This is a genomic window from Collinsella sp. CLA-SR-H006, assembly GCF_040097075.1.
Lineage (GTDB): Bacteria > Actinomycetota > Coriobacteriia > Coriobacteriales > Coriobacteriaceae > Collinsella.
This window is the reverse complement of sequence record NZ_JBBNPD010000018.1, coordinates 21,303-42,344: the sequence shown is the minus strand read 5'-3', so window position 1 is coordinate 42,344 and position 21,042 is coordinate 21,303. Positions and strand designations below refer to the sequence as shown.

Annotated in this window: 13 protein-coding genes and 1 rRNA gene; 10 read left to right on the top strand and 4 right to left on the bottom strand. The window is 58.4% G+C overall.

Going from position 1 to position 21,042, the window contains the following annotated elements; genetic code table 11:
* The 4 genes from rrf to uvrB all read left to right on the top strand — a co-directional run.
* Nucleotides 1–102: ribosomal RNA gene (rrf, locus tag AAA069_RS09355) — 5S ribosomal RNA — on the top strand; the annotation flags it as partial.
* A 193-nt stretch (nucleotides 103–295) separates the two neighbouring features.
* Complete coding sequence (coaE, locus tag AAA069_RS09350; RefSeq protein ID WP_349128197.1) at nucleotides 296–937, top strand: dephospho-CoA kinase; 642 nt, start codon at nucleotides 296–298, stop codon at nucleotides 935–937.
* Nucleotides 930–1,511 (top strand): lytic transglycosylase domain-containing protein, encoded by a 582-nt coding sequence (locus tag AAA069_RS09345; RefSeq protein WP_349128196.1) that lies wholly within the window; start codon nucleotides 930–932, stop codon nucleotides 1,509–1,511. Before coaE ends, AAA069_RS09345 begins: the two co-directional genes overlap by 8 nt.
* Before the next feature lie 51 nt (nucleotides 1,512–1,562).
* Nucleotides 1,563–3,803: an excinuclease ABC subunit UvrB gene (gene uvrB / locus AAA069_RS09340; RefSeq protein WP_349128195.1), complete on the top strand. Its 2,241-nt coding sequence runs from the start codon at nucleotides 1,563–1,565 to the stop codon at nucleotides 3,801–3,803.
* 65 nt (nucleotides 3,804–3,868) lie between these two features.
* Here uvrB and AAA069_RS09335 read toward each other — a convergent pair whose 3' ends face one another.
* The 4 genes from AAA069_RS09335 to AAA069_RS09320 form a co-directional block, all read right to left on the bottom strand.
* Nucleotides 3,869–5,509 (bottom strand): FAD-dependent protein, encoded by a 1,641-nt coding sequence (locus AAA069_RS09335; protein WP_349128194.1) that lies wholly within the window; start codon nucleotides 5,507–5,509, stop codon nucleotides 3,869–3,871.
* 79 nt (nucleotides 5,510–5,588) lie between these two features.
* Nucleotides 5,589–6,860 carry an NAD(P)/FAD-dependent oxidoreductase gene (locus AAA069_RS09330; RefSeq protein WP_349128193.1) on the bottom strand — a complete coding sequence of 424 codons (1,272 nt, stop codon included), beginning with the start codon at nucleotides 6,858–6,860 and terminating at the stop codon, nucleotides 5,589–5,591.
* Nucleotides 6,861–7,691 (bottom strand): Mrp/NBP35 family ATP-binding protein, encoded by an 831-nt coding sequence (locus AAA069_RS09325; protein ID WP_346977318.1) that lies wholly within the window; start codon nucleotides 7,689–7,691, stop codon nucleotides 6,861–6,863. It abuts the gene before it with no gap.
* Between the two features lie 145 nt (nucleotides 7,692–7,836).
* Nucleotides 7,837–10,185 carry a sulfatase-like hydrolase/transferase gene (locus AAA069_RS09320; RefSeq protein ID WP_349128192.1) on the bottom strand — a complete coding sequence of 783 codons (2,349 nt, stop codon included), beginning with the start codon at nucleotides 10,183–10,185 and terminating at the stop codon, nucleotides 7,837–7,839.
* Between AAA069_RS09320 and uvrA the strand changes: the two genes are divergently transcribed.
* The 6 genes from uvrA to AAA069_RS09290 all read left to right on the top strand — a co-directional run bounded on the left by uvrA (nucleotide 10,184) and on the right by AAA069_RS09290 (nucleotide 21,042).
* Nucleotides 10,184–13,063, top strand: coding sequence for an excinuclease ABC subunit UvrA (uvrA, locus tag AAA069_RS09315; RefSeq protein ID WP_349128191.1), 2,880 nt, complete (start codon nucleotides 10,184–10,186; stop codon nucleotides 13,061–13,063). The two genes, AAA069_RS09320 and uvrA, sit on opposite strands and share 2 nt — an antisense overlap.
* Before the next feature lie 133 nt (nucleotides 13,064–13,196).
* Nucleotides 13,197–13,697, top strand: a complete 501-nt coding sequence (gene ybaK / locus AAA069_RS09310) for a Cys-tRNA(Pro) deacylase (RefSeq protein ID WP_138375029.1) — start codon at nucleotides 13,197–13,199, stop codon at nucleotides 13,695–13,697.
* Between the two features lie 3 nt (nucleotides 13,698–13,700).
* The gene (murJ, locus tag AAA069_RS09305) at nucleotides 13,701–16,004 is read left to right on the top strand and encodes a murein biosynthesis integral membrane protein MurJ (protein ID WP_349128190.1); all 2,304 of its coding nucleotides are present in this window, start codon (nucleotides 13,701–13,703) and stop codon (nucleotides 16,002–16,004) included.
* Nucleotides 16,005–16,010: 6 nt separating this feature from the next.
* Nucleotides 16,011–17,951 (top strand): excinuclease ABC subunit UvrC, encoded by a 1,941-nt coding sequence (gene uvrC, locus AAA069_RS09300; RefSeq protein ID WP_338400634.1) that lies wholly within the window; start codon nucleotides 16,011–16,013, stop codon nucleotides 17,949–17,951.
* Between the two features lie 365 nt (nucleotides 17,952–18,316).
* Complete coding sequence (locus AAA069_RS09295; RefSeq protein ID WP_117848731.1) at nucleotides 18,317–19,930, top strand: ABC transporter substrate-binding protein; 1,614 nt, start codon at nucleotides 18,317–18,319, stop codon at nucleotides 19,928–19,930.
* 155 nt (nucleotides 19,931–20,085) lie between these two features.
* Nucleotides 20,086–21,042, top strand: coding sequence for an ABC transporter permease (locus AAA069_RS09290; RefSeq protein ID WP_022094871.1), 957 nt, complete (start codon nucleotides 20,086–20,088; stop codon nucleotides 21,040–21,042).

Sequence of the window (21,042 nt, the reverse complement as noted above, 5' to 3'; positions counted from 1 at the left end):
CATGGGGGGCACGCCCGGTCCCGTTCCGAACCCGGAAGCTAAGCCCCATCGCGCCGAGAGTACTGCGGGGTCAGCCCATGGGAGGCCAGGGCGCCGCTGACCGGTGGACGGCACCGAGCCGTCGATCGACTTGAAGAAGGGGGAGGCCTCGCGGCCTCCCCCTTTTTTGCGTTTGATAGAGAGTTGTAATACAAGCACTCGCTTTCGTTTAGCTTGTCTTACTGTTTGGCTGTATTTTGAGTCCTTCTTTTGTATTTGCGCGATAATAACTCCCATTGGCGTTAGGGAGGACTTGATGTTTACCGTTTTTGTCTTGGGCAATATTGCTTCGGGTAAGTCGACTGCCTGCCGCTATCTCGAATCTCATGGCGCCATGCTTATCGATCTGGATGAGCTTGCCAAATCGCTTTATGTGCCAGGCTCCGATATCGTCAATGCTCTCGCGGAAGAATTCGGTTGGGACATTCTGGACGGGGAGGGCGGCATTCGCCGCAATGTCCTCGCTGCTCGAGCTTTCGCCTCTCCTGATACAGTTGCGCGGCTCAATGGCATCGTTCACCCGGTTCTCATCGAACAGCTGTCACTGAGGCTTCTTGATCCGGTTTGCTGCACGGTTTCGTCCCCCCGTTACCCCTTTGCGGTTGTCGAGGTTTCTGCCCCGACTGGTTTTGAGGATGCTTTTGGCCTGGCTGATGAAATTCTGGCTATCAGCGCTCCTTTAGCAGTTCGTCGTGAGCGTGCCATTCATCGTGGTATGGAGTCTTCTGATTTTGATGCGCGCTCTGCATGCCAACCTGATGAGGCTTCGCTTTGCAATCTCGCTACGACGGTAATCGATAATGCGGCAGGCGATAACTCGCTCTTTGAACAACTGGACGCATGGCTTGCGCGCCATGGCTTCGGGGATGTAGTGGATAAGGATGAGGCCGATGCCTAAGACACGTTTCTTTACGTGGTATCGCGTGGCGCCACTTGCCGTCGTGTTCGTCTTCGGCCTTATTTCGCTCGTCTACTCGTATGCCCCTGCCGCCTTCTTTAAGCCTTTGTATCCAATTGACTACGAGGCGTACGTAAAGCAATCGAGCATTTCGCACAATCTTGATCCGTATCTGGTGTGTGCTGTCATAAAGTCGGAATCGAATTGGGATCCCGAGGCCGAGTCGAATCAAGGCGCACAGGGATTGATGCAGCTGATGCCCGAGACTGCCCAGGATATGATTGCCAAGGGTCTTGTCGATGGCAGCGAGTATTCAGCCGGCGACCTTAACGATCCCGCTACGAACATCGAGTTTGGCTGTGCGTATCTTTCGTATCTTCTGACGTATTTTAACGGGTCGACTGACAGTGCCATTGCCGCCTATAACGCCGGCATGGGCAATGTCGACGGATGGGCGCAGCAGAGCACGTCGCTTCATAATGCAATCACCTTTCCCGAGACGCAGGCGTATCTGATTCGTGTCAATAATGCCTGGGTTCGCTACAAGACCCTCTATCCCGATCGGTTCGTATAGGACTATGCCTGCCGCCTGCGTATACTGCAGATATATGAGTTAGGAGTATCCATGGCGGAATTTGAAGTTGAGCGTGTTGGAGGAGAGCTCAAACGTTTTGGCGTTGAGGGCTCTGAGGTGCCGTTTGAGGTCGTGTCTCCATACGAGCCCGCTGGTTCCCAGCCTAATGCCATTGAGTCGCTTGTGCAGGGTGTGAGGGACGGAGATCGCTATCAGGTTTTGCTGGGCGTGACTGGTTCGGGCAAGACCTTCACGATGGCTAAGACTATTGAGGCCTTGGGGAAGCCGACGCTGGTCATGGCTCCCAATAAAACGCTTGCCGCTCAGCTCGCGAGCGAGCTCAAGGAATTCTTCCCTAACAACGCCGTGGTCTATTTTGTGTCGTACTACGATTACTATCAGCCCGAGGCATATGTGCCGCAAAGCGATACGTATATCGAGAAAGACTCCTCGATTAACGAAGAGGTCGAGATGCTGCGCCATCAGGCGACGGCATCGCTGCTATCTCGACGCGATGTGATCGTCGTCGCATCGGTCTCGTGTATCTATGGCATTGGCTCCCCCGAGGACTATGCGGGCCTAGCTCCGAACGTCGACAAGAAGGTGCCGCTCGAGCGCGATGACTTTATCCATGCGCTTATCGATATCCAGTACGATCGCAATGACTATGATTTGGCACGTGGCACCTTCCGCGTGCGCGGCGATGTCGTCGACGTGTATCCGCCCTATGCCGAGCATCCGTTGCGGTTTGAGTTCTTTGGCGACGAGGTCGAGCTGATTGCCGAGATCGACGAGGTCACCGGCGAGATGCTGCGTGAGTACGAGGCCATTCCCGTGTGGCCGGCCTCGCACTACGTGACTGAGAAGCCTAAGGTCAAAGCGGCTCTGAAATCAATCAGCGTAGAGTGCGAGAAGCGTGTGGCCGAGCTCAAGGCGACTGATAAGCTGCTCGAGGCGCAGCGTCTGCAGCAGCGCACCGACTATGATCTCGAGATGCTCGAGACCATGGGTTTTTGTAACGGCATCGAGAACTACTCGCGTCATCTGGACGGTCGAAAACCGGGCGAGCCGCCGTTTACCCTGATCGATTACTTTCCTAAGGACATGCTCTGTATCATCGACGAGAGCCATGTAACGGTGCCGCAGATCCGCGGCATGCACGAAGGCGATCGCTCGCGTAAGGTGACGCTGGTGGAGCATGGTTTTCGTCTTCCTTCGGCACTCGATAACCGCCCGCTTCGTTTCGATGAGTTTGAGGCGAGGATTCCCCAGTTCATCTACGTTTCGGCCACGCCGGGCGACTATGAGCTGCGGGTTAGCCAGAACGACGTTGAGCAGATTATTCGTCCGACTGGCCTGCTCGACCCCAAGATCGATGTGCGTCCGGTTCGTGGGCAGATTGACGATCTTGAGGACGAGATTCGCGAGCGCGTGGCGCGTAAGGAGCGCGTGCTGGTGACCACGCTCACCAAGCGCATGGCCGAGGACCTGACCGACCATCTTCTTGATGCCGGCATTAAGGTCAATTACATGCACTCCGATACAGCGACGATGGACCGCGTCGAGATTCTGCGAACGCTGCGCGAGGGAAAGATTGATGTTCTCGTTGGCATCAACCTGCTCCGCGAGGGTCTAGACCTTCCCGAGGTCTCGCTGGTGGCAATTCTCGACGCTGACAAGGAAGGCTTCTTGCGTAACCGCCGTTCGTTGATTCAGACGATTGGCCGTGCGGCCCGTAATGCCGACGGCGAGGTCATCATGTATGCAGACGTTATGACCGATTCGATGAAAGAAGCCATCGAGGAGACGCAGCGCCGTCGCGAGATTCAGATGGCATATAACGAAGAGCATGGCATTGTGCCCAAGACGGTCCGCAAGGCCATTAACGACATTTCGAGCTTTATTGCCGAGGCCGAAAAGACTGTGGGCTCGAAGGGACGCTCGAGAGGCAATTCGCTGGGTCACGGTGCGTTCTATACACCCGACGAAAACGGCGAGGGCGCCGCGCCGGAGACGGCAGCACCCGAGCAAACGCTTGCCGAGCAGCTGGAAGGGCTACCGCATGACGAGCTCGTGCGGATCGTCGAGACCATGGAGGAAGACATGCGTAACGCTTCCGCCGCCATGGACTTTGAGGAGGCGGCGCGTCTGCGCGATGCCGTCGTTCAGATTCGGGCGATGCTTGAGGGCGCATCTGAGGACGAAACGATTGAGCGTTTGCGTTCGCAGGCTCGCAAGGGCTCTACCTTTGCTTCGGGCAGAAAACGCCAGGGTGCACGATTCAGGAAGTAGTGAACAGGCCCCGAGTTCCCTGTGGAGCTCGGGGCCTGTGTCGTTCGGACGCGAGAGTTCGTGCACTAGAGGTCTGCTATCAGCGCCTCAGCGCAACGGATGCCGTCGGTGGCGGCACTCATGATGCCGCCGGCATATCCGGCACCCTCGCCGCAAGGGTAAAGGCCCGGGGTCGACGTGGCGTGGCATGTTCGATCGCGGGTGACGGTGACCGGGGAGCTCGAGCGTGTCTCCACGCCAGTGAGGACCGCATCGGGGCGGTCATAGCCGCGCAGTTTCTTACCGAGCAGGGGGATTCCCAAACGAAGCGATTCGACGATATGCTGCGGGAGGGCATCGTCGATCGCCGTCCAGGTCACGCCAAGTGGATAGGTTGGTTTTACCTTTCCGGGTGCCGTGCTGGCGCGTCTAGCAAGGAAATCTCCGACGAGCTGTGCCGGCGCGTTCCAGTTAGAGCCACCCAGGCGATAGGCGGCTCGCTCACAGGCGCGCTGGAGCTCAATGCCTGCGAGCGGATCATCGCCGGGAAGGTCGTCAGGTGTGACGTTGACGAGTAAGGCGGCATTTGCGTTACGCCCGTCGCGGGCATTGAGGCTGGCACCGTTGACGCACAGATGGCCCTGCTCGGAAGAAGCCGCGACAACCTGTCCGCCGGGGCACATGCAAAATGAGAACACGCTGCGGCCGTTGGGGAGATGGGCGACAAGCTTGTAGGGGGCTGCTCCGAGTGCCGGGTGCCCCGCCGAGGGGCCATATTGGGCACGGTCGATGTCGCGCTGTGGATGCTCGATGCGCACGCCCATGGCAAAGGTCTTTTGCGCGAGGGCAACGTTATGTTCTTTGAGAAGCTCGAATACGTCGCGGGCGGAATGGCCGCAGGCGAGAATGAGGTGCTTTGTGGCGATTGTCTCGCTTGTGGTTTCTTGGGGCGGTTGGACATCGATGCCGGTGATGGCGCCAGATCCATCGGTTCGAATATCGACGAGCTTTGTTCGATAGCGGACGGTTCCACCGAGCCGCTCGATGCGCTGAGAAATGTTGGTGACGACGGTGGGGAGGATGTCGGAGCCAATGTGCGGCTTGGCGTCCCACAGGATGTCACGAGGTGAGCCCGCTTCGACGAAGGTCTCAAGAATCAGTCGATGGGCGGGATTCTTGGTTCCCGTGTTGAGCTTGCCGTCCGAGAAGGTCCCTGCGCCGCCCAGGCCAAATTGGATATTGCTTTCGGGGTCGAGGATACGCTCCTTAAGAAAGAGATCAATCGCTTCCGAGCGGCGAAGCGCGGGGTCGCCGCGCTCGATGAGCAGGGGTTTAAGGCCCGCTTCGGCAAGGGTCAGGGCGGCGAAGAGACCGGCGCAACCGGCGCCGACAACGACGGGACGCCCCTTGGGTGCATTCGGGACAGGGTTGGGGAATGAAGGAGCCTCGCCGTCTACCATGCGGATGCGCGAGCGGTCGCGCTCGGCGACGCGGTCGACCACCTCCTGCTCGAGTCGGGAGCTTGTCAACTCAACTCGAAAGCTCAAAATAAAATGGACATCTCGCTTTTTACGGGCGTCGATTGACTTGCGATGGAGCTCAATGGCTTTAATCTGGGAATCCTCGCATCGCAGGGCTCGTTTGACGGCGCGTCTGCCAATAGCAAGGCAGGCGGCTTCGTCGCCTGCCTCATCGAGTGACGCGTGGACTTGGGTGATTTCGATCATCGAGGTCTCCTTAGATGCAAGAAAGAGGCCGCCCGGTGTCCCAGACGGCCCGAATGCGTTTTGATTATAGACTGCGCGGCTATAGGCTGCTTGCAGCGCGAATACCCGAGATCCAAGCCCACGCAAGGTTGAAACCGCCGCAATCGGCATCGATGTCGAGCGCCTCGCCACAGATGTAAAGTGGGGCGCCTGCCGCGTTGCTCACGCAGAGGTTGGGAGCTGAGACGCTCTCGATGGGCACGCCGCCGCGCGTGACCTGAGCCGAACGCTCCTCTGTCGTTCCCTCGACGAGCATCTTAAAGTGCTTGAGGATTGAGACCAGATGGATGACGTCGTGCGACCCGGGGTGGCACTGTTCGAATGCGGTGCAGACAACGTGAGAGAACTGCGGGGCGAGCATGCCGTCGAGCCAGCGGGGGTCGCGGGGTGAAAAGCCGCCGAGCAACGCAACTCGCTGGCTGAGCATATCGAGCAACTCGTCTTTGGAGAGGTCGGGGAAAACGTCGAGCAGAATCGTGTCGCCGCGCTGGACGCGACGGGAGAGGTTAAAGGCGGCAACGCCCGAGATGCCAAAGGTTCGGAAGAGCACTTCGCCGTCTTCGCGCCAGAGCTCCTCGTGATTGCGGGTGAGCGTCAAACGGGCGCGGACGCGCAGGCCATCCAGCGTCTTGAGCGCAGTCTGGTCGCCGAAGACCGATGCCGACACGGGGCAGAGGACGGGGCGCTGCGGTGTGAGGGAAAGATTGAACGTCTTCGCGATGCCGGCGGGGCTGCCGCCCGTAGCGATAATTACGGCCTTTGCCTGCAGCGTCTCGTTCTTGCGAGGGGTGTCGGCGAGCGCCTTCCGAAGTGAGCGGACCTCCGTTTTTCGGTCGTCGTGCTTTTTTGCCTTGAGTGCTCGCGCAGGACGGTCTATTTGGAGTGTCCAGCCCTCGGGGGCTTTGAATGCCGAGGCAACGTTTGCTCCACAGATCAAGGTGATACCCAGGTGATTGCAAGCGTTGAGAAGCGCATCGCGCACCGATTCGGCACGAAGGGAGCGCGGATACAGCCGGCCCTCCTCGGAGGTCGTCATGATGCCCAGCGAGGAGAAGAAACTGCCGAGCTCTTGCTCGGGCCGGGGACTCATGACGGATTCGACGAATGCGGGGTGGTTGTACCGCTGGAAATCAATTGATTCGTTGGAAAGGTTGCAGCGGCCGTTGCCGGTCGCAAGGAGTTTAAGGCCGCAGGCAACATCGCGCTCAACGATGCAGACGCTTTTGCCTGCGCGTGCGGCCGTAATGGCGGCGGCGAGACCCGAGGCCCCGCCGCCGATCACCAAGACGTCATAGGAGGCGTTTGTGTTCACTTAGGCCTCGGCGGTCTCGTGCGGGGCAATGGCCTCGACGGCGGAGACGGCCTGGGGCAGCATACCGTCGGGCAATGCGGTCTCAACCTCGCCCTTATCGCAAGCCTCGGCGAGTGCCGGATTGATGGGAAGCTGCCCTAGGATCTCGAGGTTGTAGCGCTCGGCGACCTCGGGGAGCTTGCTCTTGCCAAAGACTTCAATCTTCTTGCCGCAATCGGGGCACTCGATATAGCTCATGTTTTCGACGATTCCCAGAATGGGAACGTTCATCTTCTCGGCCATGTTGACCGCCTTGGCGACGATCATCGAGACTAGATCTTGCGGGCTCGTGACGATGACGATGCCATCGACGGGCAGCGACTGGAAGACAGTGAGGGCAACGTCGCCCGTTCCCGGAGGCATGTCGACCAGCAGGTAGTCGATGGGGCCCCATGAGGTTTCGCTCCAGAACTGCCTGATGGCACCCGCGATAACCGGACCGCGCCAGAGGACGGGGTCGGTTTCGTTTTGGAGCAGCAGGTTAGAGCTCATAACCTTGACGCCGTGCTCGGAGATTTCGGGCAGCATAAGGTTGCCGAGAGCATGGACGTGACGTCCGCTCATGCCGAACATCTTAGGGATAGAGGGGCCGGTAATATCGGCATCGAGGACGCCGACCTTGTGACCGTGGCGGGCAAGCTCGGTGGCGATGGCGCCGGTGACGAATGACTTGCCGACGCCGCCCTTACCGGAAAGCACGGCGATAACGCGCTTGACCTCGGACAGCGTATTCTCCTCAAATTGCGACGGCGACGTTTGCCCGCCGGCTGCCTGTGCGTGCTCGCAACCCATGTTTGACTCCTTTGTATATGTTGGGGCCTGAGCCCCGCGGTGTGACACGAGCGTCATTGTACCCTCGTTTGCGAGCGGGAGTCATTTGCGATGCATTTGGGCCGAGCGTGCTTGCAATACGATGGACCCAAGCGAATGGGCGGGCTTACTGAACTTTGCTGGCGAACTCGAGGTATTGCATGCGCTGCAGCTTGTCGATCGTCGAGGTGTAGGGGCTGTCTTCAGATTCCAAGTCGTAGCGCAGCCCGTCGGCACCGAGATAGCCAGCGACATTGATGGTGGGCACATCTGACCTTGTTGCAAGCAGGGCCTTTTGATAGTCGGTGAGCGGGGCGCCGATCTTATTAAGGGTAATGGCTGCAATCTCGTTTGCCCCGACGGTGTCGTAGACGTTGAGCTCGGTATTGCCGGCGATTTCATAGTTAGCCCAGACGAAATAGGTCGACTGATAGACACGGTAAGCGTGGCTTGCCGTGTCTTCCTGAGGGTACAGCTCGTCGTTGAGAGTCGTTGCGGCGCTCGGCTGATGGTCGCCAAAAAAGACAAGAACAACCGGTCTGCCGATATTGCGGAGCTCGTTGATAAAGTACTCGAGGTCCCGGTCGGATGCGTTGATGCAGGTGAGATAGGTGTTGAGCGCGCTATTGGCGCCCTCACTGGCTCCCTCGACCCAATAGTTTGTCAGCTCTTCGGCGGGAACGGTGCCATAGTCGTAGCCGCCGTGATTTTGCATCGTGACGTCAAAGATGAACTGCGGCGCTTCGTCGGTTCTAAGCAGGTCGAGTATCTTGTCGTAGGTGGCGTAGTCGCATACGCCGGCATGGTAACAGGGCGCACCTTCGAAATCGCCGATTGAAAGAAAGTCTCCAAAGCCCAACTGCTGATAGATTTTATCTCGATGGTAGTTGACGGGGTTTTGCGGGTGCATAGCGGTAGCGGTATACCCAAGCTCTTTAAGGTCCTTTGCCAGGCTGTTGACGCCATTCATCTGATACAGCTGATAGGGGATCTTGCCTAATCCGACAAAGGCCGTTGTCGCTCCGGTCAAAAATTCGAATTCGGAGTTTGCCGTTCCGCCACCGGTGACCGAAGCGAGCATGGTGCCGCGAACAAGTGTGTCGGGAAGCGAGTTGTAGAATGCGGGGCCGGTGTACCCGGCCGCCTGGAGCTGCTCAAAGCACGAAAGGTCGCTAAAACTCTCGTTCATGACGGCAACAATCGTTGGCTTGATTTCATTGAACTGGGCAACGGCAGCCGCGCGCTGCTCGCTCGAGCCATACGTGCTGTCGTAGGCGGCGGCGAGCTCCTGCTCGATGCTCTGCGCCTCATCGGGCGTATAGTCTTCGGGCTTCTCAATGGGCAACTCGTTGACCATTTCGGTGAACGAAGTGATAAAACCCTGAGACGCATATGTGGTGATGGGCTGCCAACGGTCAAATCCAAAATCCAGCGCCTGCTCCAAGTCGATGCTGGAAAAGCCCGAAAGCCCCACAACGGTCACTAGCAGAAAAGCGCAGAGGTTAGCGGCGATTGCGGGGAAGACATGGGTGGACGTACGGAGCTTTCGCGGTCGGATAAGCGAAAGAAGCCCCAGGGAAATCTCCAGCAGGGCGAGAGAGGTTACGATTCCGGCGGTAAAGGTAAACTCGTATCCCTCGCTCACCTCCATTGCGGTGCCAAGGGCCAAGATATCGCTTGGCAGGATGGCTTCGCCTTTAAACGTTATGACGAAGTGCTCGGCAATGCCAAGGATGCAACAGATGATGGGCACGAGGGTCATGACGCCTCCATGACGCTGTCCCAGCAAATAAAGGGAGAGTAGAACCGTCGCGAGCAGCCCGACGGAAAACCCGAATGAGTTGGCGGGAATGCGATAGAACGTTTCGTTGCAGGCAATTTCGAGTGAAACGAACGAGAGCGCTGAAACAGCGGCGATGACAAGGATGTCACGGCAAATACAGGCAACCGTTCCCGTCGCAAGATCGGTTTGGTCGATAAGTCCCGAAACCAAGGGCTCGACAAGAAGTATGACGGCGGCAGCACCGAGTGCCGAATAAGAAAGGACCCATAGGGAACTGTCCTCATTTACGAGCAATTGATTCGTAATCCATGCAGCTACCATGCCGAGCGGGATGAGGAGCGTCGCGCACCAAAGGGCGCGAAAAACAGGCGGCTGTTCCTTTCGTTTGACTGAAACGCATATGCGTGCGATGACAGCGGCCACGATAAGGACGGCGATGAATATGGGCAGATTGGCCATGTCACTCGAAGTGATTTCAAGGGGGATATCTTCGGTCATGGACGTTCCTCTGTTACAGCAAATTAAGTTCATTATTAGATTACTGTAACCTTTTCCCGGCATTTCGAGAAACAAAGCACCCGATACGCAAAGCAAAAGGTCTGCGAATCTTGTATTACGAACATCTGTGCGCGTCGAGTGCGCTAAACTCATCGTCAGTGTGATTTGAAGTTGTAGGAGGCAAGGAGCTTCCATGTCTGATTCTTCTATCGTTATTCGCGGCGCGCGCGAGCATAACCTGCGCGATATCGATGTTTCCATTCCGCGTGACCAGCTCGTGGTCATAACCGGTCTTTCCGGATCGGGCAAGAGCTCACTGGCGTTCGATACCATCTATGCCGAGGGCCAGCGCCGTTACGTCGAGAGCCTTTCGAGCTATGCGCGTCAGTTTTTGGGCCAGATGGACAAGCCCGATCTGGACTCGATTGACGGTCTGTCGCCGGCTGTGTCGATCGATCAGAAGACGACGTCCAAAAACCCACGCTCGACGGTGGGCACCGTAACCGAGATTTATGACTATCTGCGTCTGCTGTTTGCTCGCGTGGGAACGCCGCACTGTCCTGAGTGCGGTCGTGTCATTGAGCGTCAGACGACCGATCAGGTCGCCGACAAGGTGCTGGCGGCGGGGGAGGGCCGCCGCGCGTTTGTGTTGGCGCCGGTGGTTCGTGGACGCAAGGGCGAATACGCCAAGCTGTTTGAGGACCTGCGTGCGGAGGGCTTTAGCCGTGTGCGCGTCGACGGCGAGGTGCGCTCGCTTGACGACCCTATCGACCTGGACAAGAAGTTCAAACACGACATTGAGGTCGTGGTTGACCGTATCGTGATTCGAGAGAACTCCCTGGGTCGCATTGCCGAGTCCGTTGAGCAGGCGACGGCACTGGCGCACGGTAACGTGAGCGTGTACATGCTGCTCGACCGCGACGCTCCCGAGGGAACCGAGGGCGAGCTGCTGGAGTATTCGCTGGCGCTGGCGTGCCCGGAGCACGGGCATTCCATCGACGACCTACAGCCGCGCGATTTCTCGTTCAACGCGCCCTATGGTGCATGTCCCGAGTGCGACGGCCTGGGCTTTAAAAAGACAGTCGATGCCGAGGCACTGATTGAAGACCCCTCAAAGTCGATTGCCGACGGAGTCTTTGGCAGCCTGTTCGGCAATTCCAACTATTATCCGCAGATTTTTGCCGCGGTCTGCAAACACTTTAAGGTGAGTGCCGATACGCCATGGGAGGACCTGCCCCCGCGGGTGCGTCGTGCGTTTTTGGATGGCATGGGCGACACGAAGATTTCGGTCGACTATCAAAAGCTCGATGGGCGTCGCAGCCAGTGGGACACTAAGTTCTCGGGTGTGCGCAACATCCTGTACGAGCGCTACAACGAGACGACGAACGAGAACACCAGGACTCGCTTGGAGAAATACATTCGCGAAGAGCCATGCTCGAGCTGTCATGGTGCTCGCCTGCGTCCCGAGATGCTTGCCGTCACCGTGGGCGGCAAGTCCATTTACGACGTCTGCTGCCTGTCGTGTCGTGAGTCGCTCGAGTTTTTTGAGGGCCTGGAGCTTACCGAGCGTCAGCAGTTTATCGGCGGTCGCATCGTCAAGGAAATCCTGGAGCGCCTTCGTTTTCTGGTCGATGTCGGACTCGACTATCTGACGCTCGATCGCGCCTCGGCGACGCTTTCCGGCGGTGAGGCACAGCGCATTCGCCTGGCAACGCAGATCGGCGCCGGCCTCATGGGCGTTCTGTACATTCTGGACGAGCCGTCGATCGGCCTTCACCAACGCGACAACGAGCGCCTGATCAAGACGCTCGAGCGCTTGCGCGATATCGGTAATACCGTTATCGTCGTCGAGCACGACGAAGATACTATTCGCGCTGCCGACTACGTGATCGATATGGGTCCCGGCGCGGGCGTTAACGGCGGACACGTGGTCGCCGCGGGAACGCCTGCCGATATCATGGCGTGCCCCGATTCCATGACGGGTGCTTATTTGACCGGCAAGCGGATGATCCGCGTGCCCGATGAGCGCCGCAAGCCCGGCCGCGGCTGTCTTAAGATCACGGGCGCCCGCGCTAACAACCTCAAAAACGTTACCGCCAAGATTGAGTTCGGTACGCTCACAGTCGTTACCGGTGTTTCGGGATCGGGCAAGAGCTCCCTGGTCACCGATACGATTGCGCCCGCGCTTACGAATGCCATCCATCGTTCGACGCGTCCCGTGGGGCCGTACAAGAAGATTGAGGGCATCGAGTGCATCGATAAGGTAATCGATATCGACCAGTCGCCGATCGGTCGCACGCCGCGTTCGAACCCTGCGACCTATATTGGCTTGTGGGATGATCTGCGTGCGCTATTTGCAAGCACGCCGGAGTCGAAGGCGCGCGGCTACTCGCCGGGACGTTTCTCCTTTAACGTAAGCGGCGGTCGCTGCGAGGCGTGCAAGGGCGATGGCCAGATCAAGATCGAGATGCACTTCCTTCCCGATATCTATGTCCCCTGTGAGGTATGTGGCGGCAAGCGTTATAACCGCGAGACACTCGAGGTTACCTACCGCGGCAAGACGATCTCGGACGTGCTCGACATGAGTGTCACCGAAGCACTGGCTTTCTTTGGGAATATCCCGCAGATTAAGCGCAAACTGCAGACCCTATATGACGTGGGTCTGGGCTACGTGAGCTTGGGCCAGCCCGCTACGACGCTTTCGGGCGGCGAGGCGCAGCGCGTGAAGCTCGCCAAGGAGCTTCATCGTCGTCAGACAGGTAAGACGTTCTACATTTTGGACGAGCCTACAACCGGCCTTCATTTTGAGGATGTTCGCCAGCTGCTCGACGTTTTGCAGCGCCTGGTCGATGCGGGCAACACGGTTCTGGTGATCGAGCACAACCTTGATGTCATCAAGGTTGCCGACCGCCTGATCGATATGGGCCCCGAAGGCGGCAATGGCGGCGGAACCGTCGTGGTCTCAGGCACGCCGGAGCAAGTCGCGGCATGTTCGCAGAGCTACACGGGCAAGTTCTTGGCGCCGCTGCTCAAGCGTGACCGTGAGCGTCAGGCGCAGCTCGACGTACAGTAAAGAGACGTTGTAGTACCGAAGCGCCACCGATTCCTTCTGATTCGGTGGCGCTTCTGTGTGTCGAGATGGCATATGCGGCGGAATTGGCCCTATACTTAATCCTTGCGTCGCTCTGCGAGGGAAAGGATGTGCCATGGCAAAGGCTGTTAAGACGCCGAAAACCAATGCGATGCGCGAGCTGGAAAGCGCCGGCATCTCCTATGTTCTCCATACGTACGAAGACGATGGCGATGAATCGTCAGGTCTGGGCGTCGCGATTTCCGAGCAGCTTGGCGAGGAGCCCGGTCAGGGATTTAAGACCCTGGTCTGCACGACGCCGTCCAACGACCATGTCGTGTGCTGCATTCCCGTTGCCGACGAGCTCGACCTCAAGGCCGCCGCGCGCGCCGCAGGCGAAAAGTCGCTGACCATGATGCATGTCAAAGATTTGCTTGCCGCGACGGGGTATGTCCGCGGCGGTTGCAGCCCGGTCGGTATGAAAAAGCGCTTCCGGACGCTGATCGATGAGACATGCGTCCTTTGGGATACCATTTTTATCTCGGGTGGCAAGCGCGGCTATCAGCTTGAGCTTGCTCCCGATGACTTAGTTGCATTTTGCGGGGCGACGGTTGCCCCGATCACGAGAGAGGACTGAGCGATGCCGCAGGAAGAATCAAAGCGCGGAGCTCACTTTGCAAAAGGGTCGGCTCCTCAGGCGCCCGCGCCCGAGGCTGCTTCGTTCGATAACGAGATTCGAAACGCCTGGTCCGCTGCCGCTGACCCGGGCGAGACGGCCGTGTACTTGCGTGCCGCCGGTGCCGGCACGGCGCTTCCCCGTACGGTTCTTTCTTCGGCTCGTCCCGATGAGACGGCTGTCTTTTTGGCCGCCGCTCAATCGAGCGCCAGCGTGACGCCGGTCGCCTCCGAGGCTCCTCGTGTGCCGCGTCCCGATGAGACGGCGGTGTTTTTGATGGCAGCCCAGGGAAAGAGCACGCCGCAGAGCGCTCCTGTCGCTCGTTCCGCCAAGCCCGCGGTTCATGATGATGACGAGCCGCTTCTTTCGGATGACGAATGGTCGCCGCTTGGTTCGACCGATCCCGTCGAGGGCGTGGCCATCGACGGTGATGACGACTGGGACCCTCTGTCGTTTTCTGCCCGAACCGTCGCCGCCAAAGAAGTTGACACGGTGTTTGGCGACCATGTCATATTCGATGATGATGCCGTATCCGGTAACAACATGCCGAACAGCGATGACGCCGCACCTGCTGATGACGCCGTTTTGGTTGACGATCCCTTTGCGATGACCGGCTCCTTTGCCGTCGTGGACGATTTGCTGCCACAAGATGAGGTTCATGAGGACTCTCAGGACGACGTAGACGATATGGGTTCTTCGGACTACTCCACGGTTGGTCGTTCTGCTGGCCTCATGACCGTGCTGACCATCGTGTCGCGCGTCACCGGGTTTATCCGCACGTGGGCCATGGCGGCCGCCATCGGCATGTCGCTGCTCTCGTCCTCCTATCAGGTTGCCAACAACCTGCCCAACATGCTCTACGAGCTCGTGATGGGCGGCATGCTCGTTACGGCGTTTTTGCCGGTTTATATGGGCGTGAGGCGCGAGCAGGGCCGCGAGGCATCGAACGAGTATGTCGGCAACCTGCTCGGTATTCTGCTTCTGGTGCTGGGCGGCATCTCGCTGCTGGGCACCGTGTTTGCTCCCGGCTTTATTTGGACGCAGTCGTTCCTTTCGGGTAATGGCGACAGCATGGATACCGCTGCGTTCATGTTCCGCTTCTTTGCTATCCAAATTCTGTTTTATGGCTTGGGCTCGGTGTTCTCGGGTGTTCTCAACGCACACCGCGACTACTTCTGGTCGACGTTTGCCCCGGTTCTCAACAACGTCATCGTCATCGCCAGCTTTATGGGCTTTGCTCCCGTGTCTGCACAATTTGGCGAGCGGGTCGGCATTATCTTGATCGCAGCCGGTACGACCCTCGGCGTCTTTGTCCAGATGGCCTGCCAGATTCCCGCGCTCGGCAAGCATGGCGTGCATCCTCATATCCATATCGACTTTAAGGACCCCGCGCTGCGACAGACGATTGCGCTTGGTATCCCGACGCTGCTCGCCACGGTGTGCATGTTTGTCTCGACCTCCATTACCAATGCCGCCGCGCTGGTGGTGCAGCCCGAGACCGGCCCTTCCGTCATCGCATATGCGCGCCTGTGGTACACGCTGCCCTATGCGCTGATCGCCGCCTCGCTTTCGACGGCACTCTATACCGAACTCTCTCACGATGCGCAGGAGAAGGATTACGACAGCGTCCGCACGGGCATTTCGCGCGGTGTCGCCCAGATGCTCTTCTTCCTGATTCCGTTTGCGATGTACCTGATCGTCTTCGCCCGTCCTCTCAACATGATCTACTGCGCCGGCAAGTTCGATGAATCCGGTGTGGCGCTGGTGTCGGAGTTCCTTATCTATCTGGCACTTTCCCTGCCGCTCTACGGCGTGGTCGTGCTGATGCAGAAGAGCTTCTCGGCCCTGCTCGATATGAAACCATATAGCCGCTATTGCCTGTACTCCGCTATCGGTCAGGCCGGTTCGGTGCTGCTGTTTGGCGTGGTACTGGGCTACGGTATGCCGGCAATTGCGCTTTCGTACGTCGTTGACTACGTGGTCTTGGTCGGATGCTCACTGTGGTGGCTGCGCCGTCGTCTGCATGGCCTTCAGGTCAAGTCTATCCTACATGGCGGTTTCTTCGGCCTGTTGTTCGGTGGCTTGGGCGCTGCCGCGGGCGTCGGCGTCATGTGGGCACTTGAGCACTTTGTCGGAATGCTTGGCAGTTCGATCCTTATTACCCTGGGCTACGTTTGTGTTGCAGGCGTCGTCTCGCTCGCCGTGACTTTTGGCCTTGCCTTCGTCTTTAAGATGCCCGAGGTCTCGGCGCTGCTTCGTCGCAAGTAGGTGCATGTGGCAGGTCACGACAACATTCCAACACTTGCCGAACAGGTTTCGCGCGTTCCCACGCAACCCGGCTGCTACCTTTGGAAAGATGCCAAGGGCGATGTCATCTATGTGGGCAAGGCAAAAAACTTGCGTGCCCGTATGCGTCAATACGTGACGCTGCAGGACGAGCGTCAAAAGATTCCGCTCATGATGCAGCTGGTGGCGAGCTTCGACTATATCGTGGTGGAGACCGAGCACGAGGCATTGGTGCTCGAGCGCAATCTGATTGGCCAGTACCATCCGTACTTTAACGTCGATCTCAAAGACGATAAAAGCTATCCCTTTATCGCCATTACCAAGAGCGACTTGTTTCCGGCTATTAAATACACGCGAGAGCGTCATAAACCGGGAACGCGCTATTTTGGCCCCTATACCGATAGCCGTGCGGCGCGTGAGACCATCGATACGCTACGCAAGGTTATTCCTATTTGCTCGGCATCCTGTGCGGAATGGCGCCGCTGCCGCCGCATCGTCGAATCTCATAAGGGCGAAGAAGACATCGTCAATATGATTTGCGCGCAAAACGGGCGTCCCTGCTTTGACTACCATGTCGGGCGCGGACCGGGCGCATGCGTCGGCGCGATTTCGCCTGCCGACTATGCCAAGAACGTCAAGCGTGTCGAACGTTTCTTGTCGGGCCATCGCAAGGATGTCGTCGACGAGCTTACGTCCGAGATGACGGAGGCAGCCGAGACGCTCGATTTTGAGCGTGCGGCGCGCGTCAAGCGTCGCCTGGAAGTCATTAGGGGCCTGGACGATCGCCAACAGGTCGTTTTTCCGTCAAGCGTCGATATCGACGTCATCGGCTTCTATCGAGAAGAGACTATCTCTGCCGCCTGTGTCTTTGTCGTTCGCGAGGGCCGAACGGTTCGAACTTGTGAGTTCATCCTCGATAAAGGCCTGGATGTCGATGAGGAAGAGCTTCAATCTGGCTTTCTTAAGCGCTATTACGACGAGACGGCTGATATTCCAGCCGAGATCAATCTCTCTGTCGAGCTTGAGGATGCCGAAGCGTTGGGGGAGTGGCTTGCGGGCAAGCGCGAACGCTCTTGCCATCTCCATAGGCCGCAGCGCGGCGAAAAGCACCGCCTGCTCGACATGGCTTCTAAAAATGCGCGCCATGCCCTCATGCGCTACATGATGCGCACGGGGTATGCTGACGATCGCACCAATCAGGCGCTCCTGGAGCTCGAAAGCGCGCTGGCGCTGCCTGCGCCGCCGTTGCGCATCGAGTGCTTCGATATCTCGACGTTGCACGGCACCTTTACCGTCGCTTCGATGGTGGTATTTACCAACGGCCGTGCTGACAAGGGCCAGTATCGTCGCTTTAAAATTCAGGCCGAATTGGACGAGGCGAACGACTTCGTATCGATGTCCGAGGTTCTGGGGCGTCGCTATGCTCCCGAGCGCATGGCGGACGAGCGCTTTGGCTCGCGCCCCGATTTGCTCGTAGTCGATGGCGGCAAGCCGCAATTGACCGCTGCAATTAAGCAACTCGAGGCACTCGGCCTCGATATACCAGTTTGTGGCTTGGCAAAGGCCGATGAGGAGGTTTTCGTGCCGTGGGACGAGACTCCCGTCGTGCTGCCGACCGGCTCCGCTTCGCTTTATCTGATCAAGCAGGTTCGCGATGAATCCCACCGATTTGCGATTACGTTCCACCGCGAGTTGCGCGATAAGGCTATGACGGTTTCGGTGCTTGACGACGTTCCGGGTGTGGGGCCCACCAGAAAACGTGCCATTATGCGCCATTTTGGTTCGATGAAGCGTTTGCGCGCGGCAAGCGAGCAGGAGATTGCAGAAGTTCGAGGCGTTCCGGCCGATGTCGCCAAAGCGGTCCACGAGGCACTTGTTGCATGGAATGCCGAGCGCGCCCAGGCATCGGCCAACCGATCCGAAAACTAAACGCGCTTCTAAACAACTGATATACATGATTGGTCAATTTTCAATCATTTGTTTCGCGGTGATTACCTGCCGATTTCGGGTTTTATTAACGCTAAAACGTTTGACTAGCCATGGTGAACAACACTGCTATCCTGCGGGTTGACGAAGACTGATATCTCACCTCGTCGATACATACTGTCTGTCGAATCATTTGTCAATGAATTCGGTGAACGGTAGTAAATACCGTTCAAGCGTATGTATGTATCGGTCGCCGAGCGCGGCACCTCAGTTGGGTTCGTCGGTAGGTAAGGTATATATCGTCCGCAAGTTGCGCGGGGGCAAGTCTAGGTGCTCCCGGGTAAGATTCTCTATTGATAGGAGAAGACATGGCCATCATCAACAAGGGTATGTCCAGGCGTTCGTTCCTCGGCCTCACCGGCAGCGTCGCTGCTGTCGCAGGGCTTGGTCTCACTGGCTGCGGTGGCAGCTCTAGCGACGAAGGTTCCGCTTCCGGTTCCACTGATTCCGCCAACCGTGGCGGCGGCGTGATCACCGCTGGTTCCGCTTACGCTCCGTCCAGCTTCGACCCCGCCAGCACCGGCTCCGCTGTGGGCCTGGGTGCTAACTGGCACGTCATCGAGGGCCTCTACGGCATCGATTACCACGACTACAGCACCTTCAACGAGCTCGCCACCGACGATCCCAAGTCCGTGGACGACACTACCTTCGAGGTCACCATCCGCAAGGGCGCAAAGTTCTCCGATGGCACCGAGGTCACTGCTGACGACGTCGTCGCTTCCTACACCGCTTGCGCCGCTTCTGCTACCTACGCTCCGTTCTTCCAGCCCTTCGAGTCCATCGAGGCCAAGGACGCCAGCACTGTAACGGTCAAGACCAAGGTCCCCAACTTCTCCTTGCTCAAGGATCGTCTGGCCATCATCCGTGTTACCCCGGCCACCCAGGCCGAGGAGGATCGCGCCAAGCAGCCGATCGGTTCCGGCCCCTGGATGTACGACTCTATCTCCGATACCGAGATCACCCTGGTTCCCAACCCCGAGTACAACGGTGAGTATGCTGCCGAGGATAAGAAGATCCAGTACAGCATCCTGACCGACCCCACCGCTCGCGTTACCGCTCAGCAGGAGGGCTCCACGCTCGTTATGGAGCTCGTCACCGCTGACGCCGTCGACCAGCTCGAGAGCGCTGGCTGCAAGATCGATAACGTTCAGGGTTTCGGCACCCGCTTCATCATGTTCAACGTCGCCAAGGAGCCTTGGAACAACGTCAAGGTCCGTCAGGCCGTCATGTACGCGCTCGACACCGAGAAGATGATCACCAACACCTTCGCCGGCCTTGCCACCGCTGCCAGCTGCTACCTGCCCAAGAGCTTCACCAACTATCATGAGGCTTCCACGGTGTACAAGACTGACGCCAAGAAGGCCAAGAAGCTCATCGAAGAGTCTGGCATCACCCCGGGCGCCATCACCCTGCGCACCACCGACAACGAGCAGATCAAGGGCATGGCCGCTCAGGTCAAGAACGACCTCGACGCCCTCGGCTTCGATGTGACCATCCAGACCGATACCTCGCCGGCCACCTACGCTGCCATCGACGGCGGCGAGGCCTACGATATCCTTCTCGCTCCTGGCGATCCGTCCTGCTTCGGCGCCGACCCCGACCTGCTGCTCAACTGGTGGTATGGCGACAACGTCTGGATGCAGACCCGTTGCCCGTGGAAGGATTCCGCTGAGTGGGCGAAGCTCCACGGTCTCATGGACGAGGCTCTTGCCGCCGAGGGCGACGAGCAGCAGAAGAAGTGGAACGAGTGCTTCGACATCATCGCCGACAACGCTGTTCTGTACCCCGTTGTCCACGTCAAGACCGTTTCCGCTTCCTGGGACGATCCGTCCACCGCGCCCAACGGCGAGGCCCTCGATGGCTTCAAGGGCATCGGCACGACGAGCATGTCCTTCAGGGGCGTCGCGACCGTCAAGGCCTAAGACTCGCTTGAGTCATATGTGGGGCGTCGGTCGTAAGGCAACGTCCTCATAGTTGAAACAAAGACCCGGGCGACCTCGATGTCGCTCGGGTCTTGTAATGAGTATCCATACTCATATACCAGTTGGTCCTACCGACAAAAGAAAGGGGAGAGAACGTGAACAACTTTCTACGTTTGATTGGAAGGCGTCTCGTGGCGCTGCCGATCATGGCATTGGGCGTCACCGTCCTGGTGTTCTTCCTTATGTCGTTCTCCAAGACCGACCCCGCCTATACGGCGTTGGGTGACGGTGCCTCGCCCGAGGCGGTTGCCGAGTACCATGAGAAGTATGGTCTGGACGACCCCTGGCCCGTGCGCTACGTGCGCTACATGGGCGATTTGATCCATGGTGACATGGGCACCTATGGTGCTGCTCGCAACTCCGTTGCCAAGCGCATCTCCACGGCCCTGCCCGTCACGATGCAGCTGACCTTCATCGGTCTTGCCATCGGCGCGGTCGTCTCGTTTTTGCTCGGCGTCATCGCGGCACTGTACCGCGATAAATGGCCGGACCAAGTGATCCGCGTCTTTTCCATCGCCGGCCTGGCAACCCCGTCGTTCTGGCTTGCCGTTCTGTTGATTCTGCTGTTCTCTTCCTACCTTAAGGTGCTCCCGGCGTCCGGTGCTCTGCCTCACTTCACCACCAACCCGGCTGGCTATCTGGGACGTATGATCATGCCCGCCATCGCCCTGGCATTCCCGCTGACGGGTCAGATGACTCGTATCGTGCGTACGGCCATGGTCGAGGAGCTCGATAAGGACTATGTCCGCATGGCCCGTGGCGCCGGCGTTCCCGAGAAGGTCGTCGTCGGCATCAACGTTTTGCGCAACGCGCTGATCACCCCGGTCACCACCCTCGGTCTTAAGATCGGCTACCTTATGGGCGGCGCCGTCGTCATCGAGGTCATCTTCAACCTCCCCGGCATGGGTACTGCGATTCTGCAGGGCGTTCAGGGCAACGAGGCGAACCTGGTTCAGGGCGTCGTCATCGTCGTTGCTCTTGCCTTCATCATCATCAACATCGTGGTTGACATGCTCTACCTGCTCATCAACCCGCGCATCAGGACGGTGTAG

Coding starts and splice junctions, on each gene's coding strand:
- AAA069_RS09325 (WP_346977318.1), bottom strand. CDS start 7,691: ATGGGTTGCGAGCACGCACAGGCAGCCGGCGGGCAAACGTCGCCGTCG.
- AAA069_RS09335 (WP_349128194.1), bottom strand. CDS start 5,509: ATGATCGAAATCACCCAAGTCCACGCGTCACTCGATGAGGCAGGCGAC.
- AAA069_RS09345 (WP_349128196.1), top strand. CDS start 930: ATGCCTAAGACACGTTTCTTTACGTGGTATCGCGTGGCGCCACTTGCC.
- AAA069_RS09320 (WP_349128192.1), bottom strand. CDS start 10,185: ATGGAAGCTCCTTGCCTCCTACAACTTCAAATCACACTGACGATGAGT.
- uvrB (WP_349128195.1), top strand. CDS start 1,563: ATGGCGGAATTTGAAGTTGAGCGTGTTGGAGGAGAGCTCAAACGTTTT.
- murJ (WP_349128190.1), top strand. CDS start 13,701: ATGCCGCAGGAAGAATCAAAGCGCGGAGCTCACTTTGCAAAAGGGTCG.
- uvrA (WP_349128191.1), top strand. CDS start 10,184: ATGTCTGATTCTTCTATCGTTATTCGCGGCGCGCGCGAGCATAACCTG.
- AAA069_RS09295 (WP_117848731.1), top strand. CDS start 18,317: ATGGCCATCATCAACAAGGGTATGTCCAGGCGTTCGTTCCTCGGCCTC.
- ybaK (WP_138375029.1), top strand. CDS start 13,197: ATGGCAAAGGCTGTTAAGACGCCGAAAACCAATGCGATGCGCGAGCTG.
- coaE (WP_349128197.1), top strand. CDS start 296: ATGTTTACCGTTTTTGTCTTGGGCAATATTGCTTCGGGTAAGTCGACT.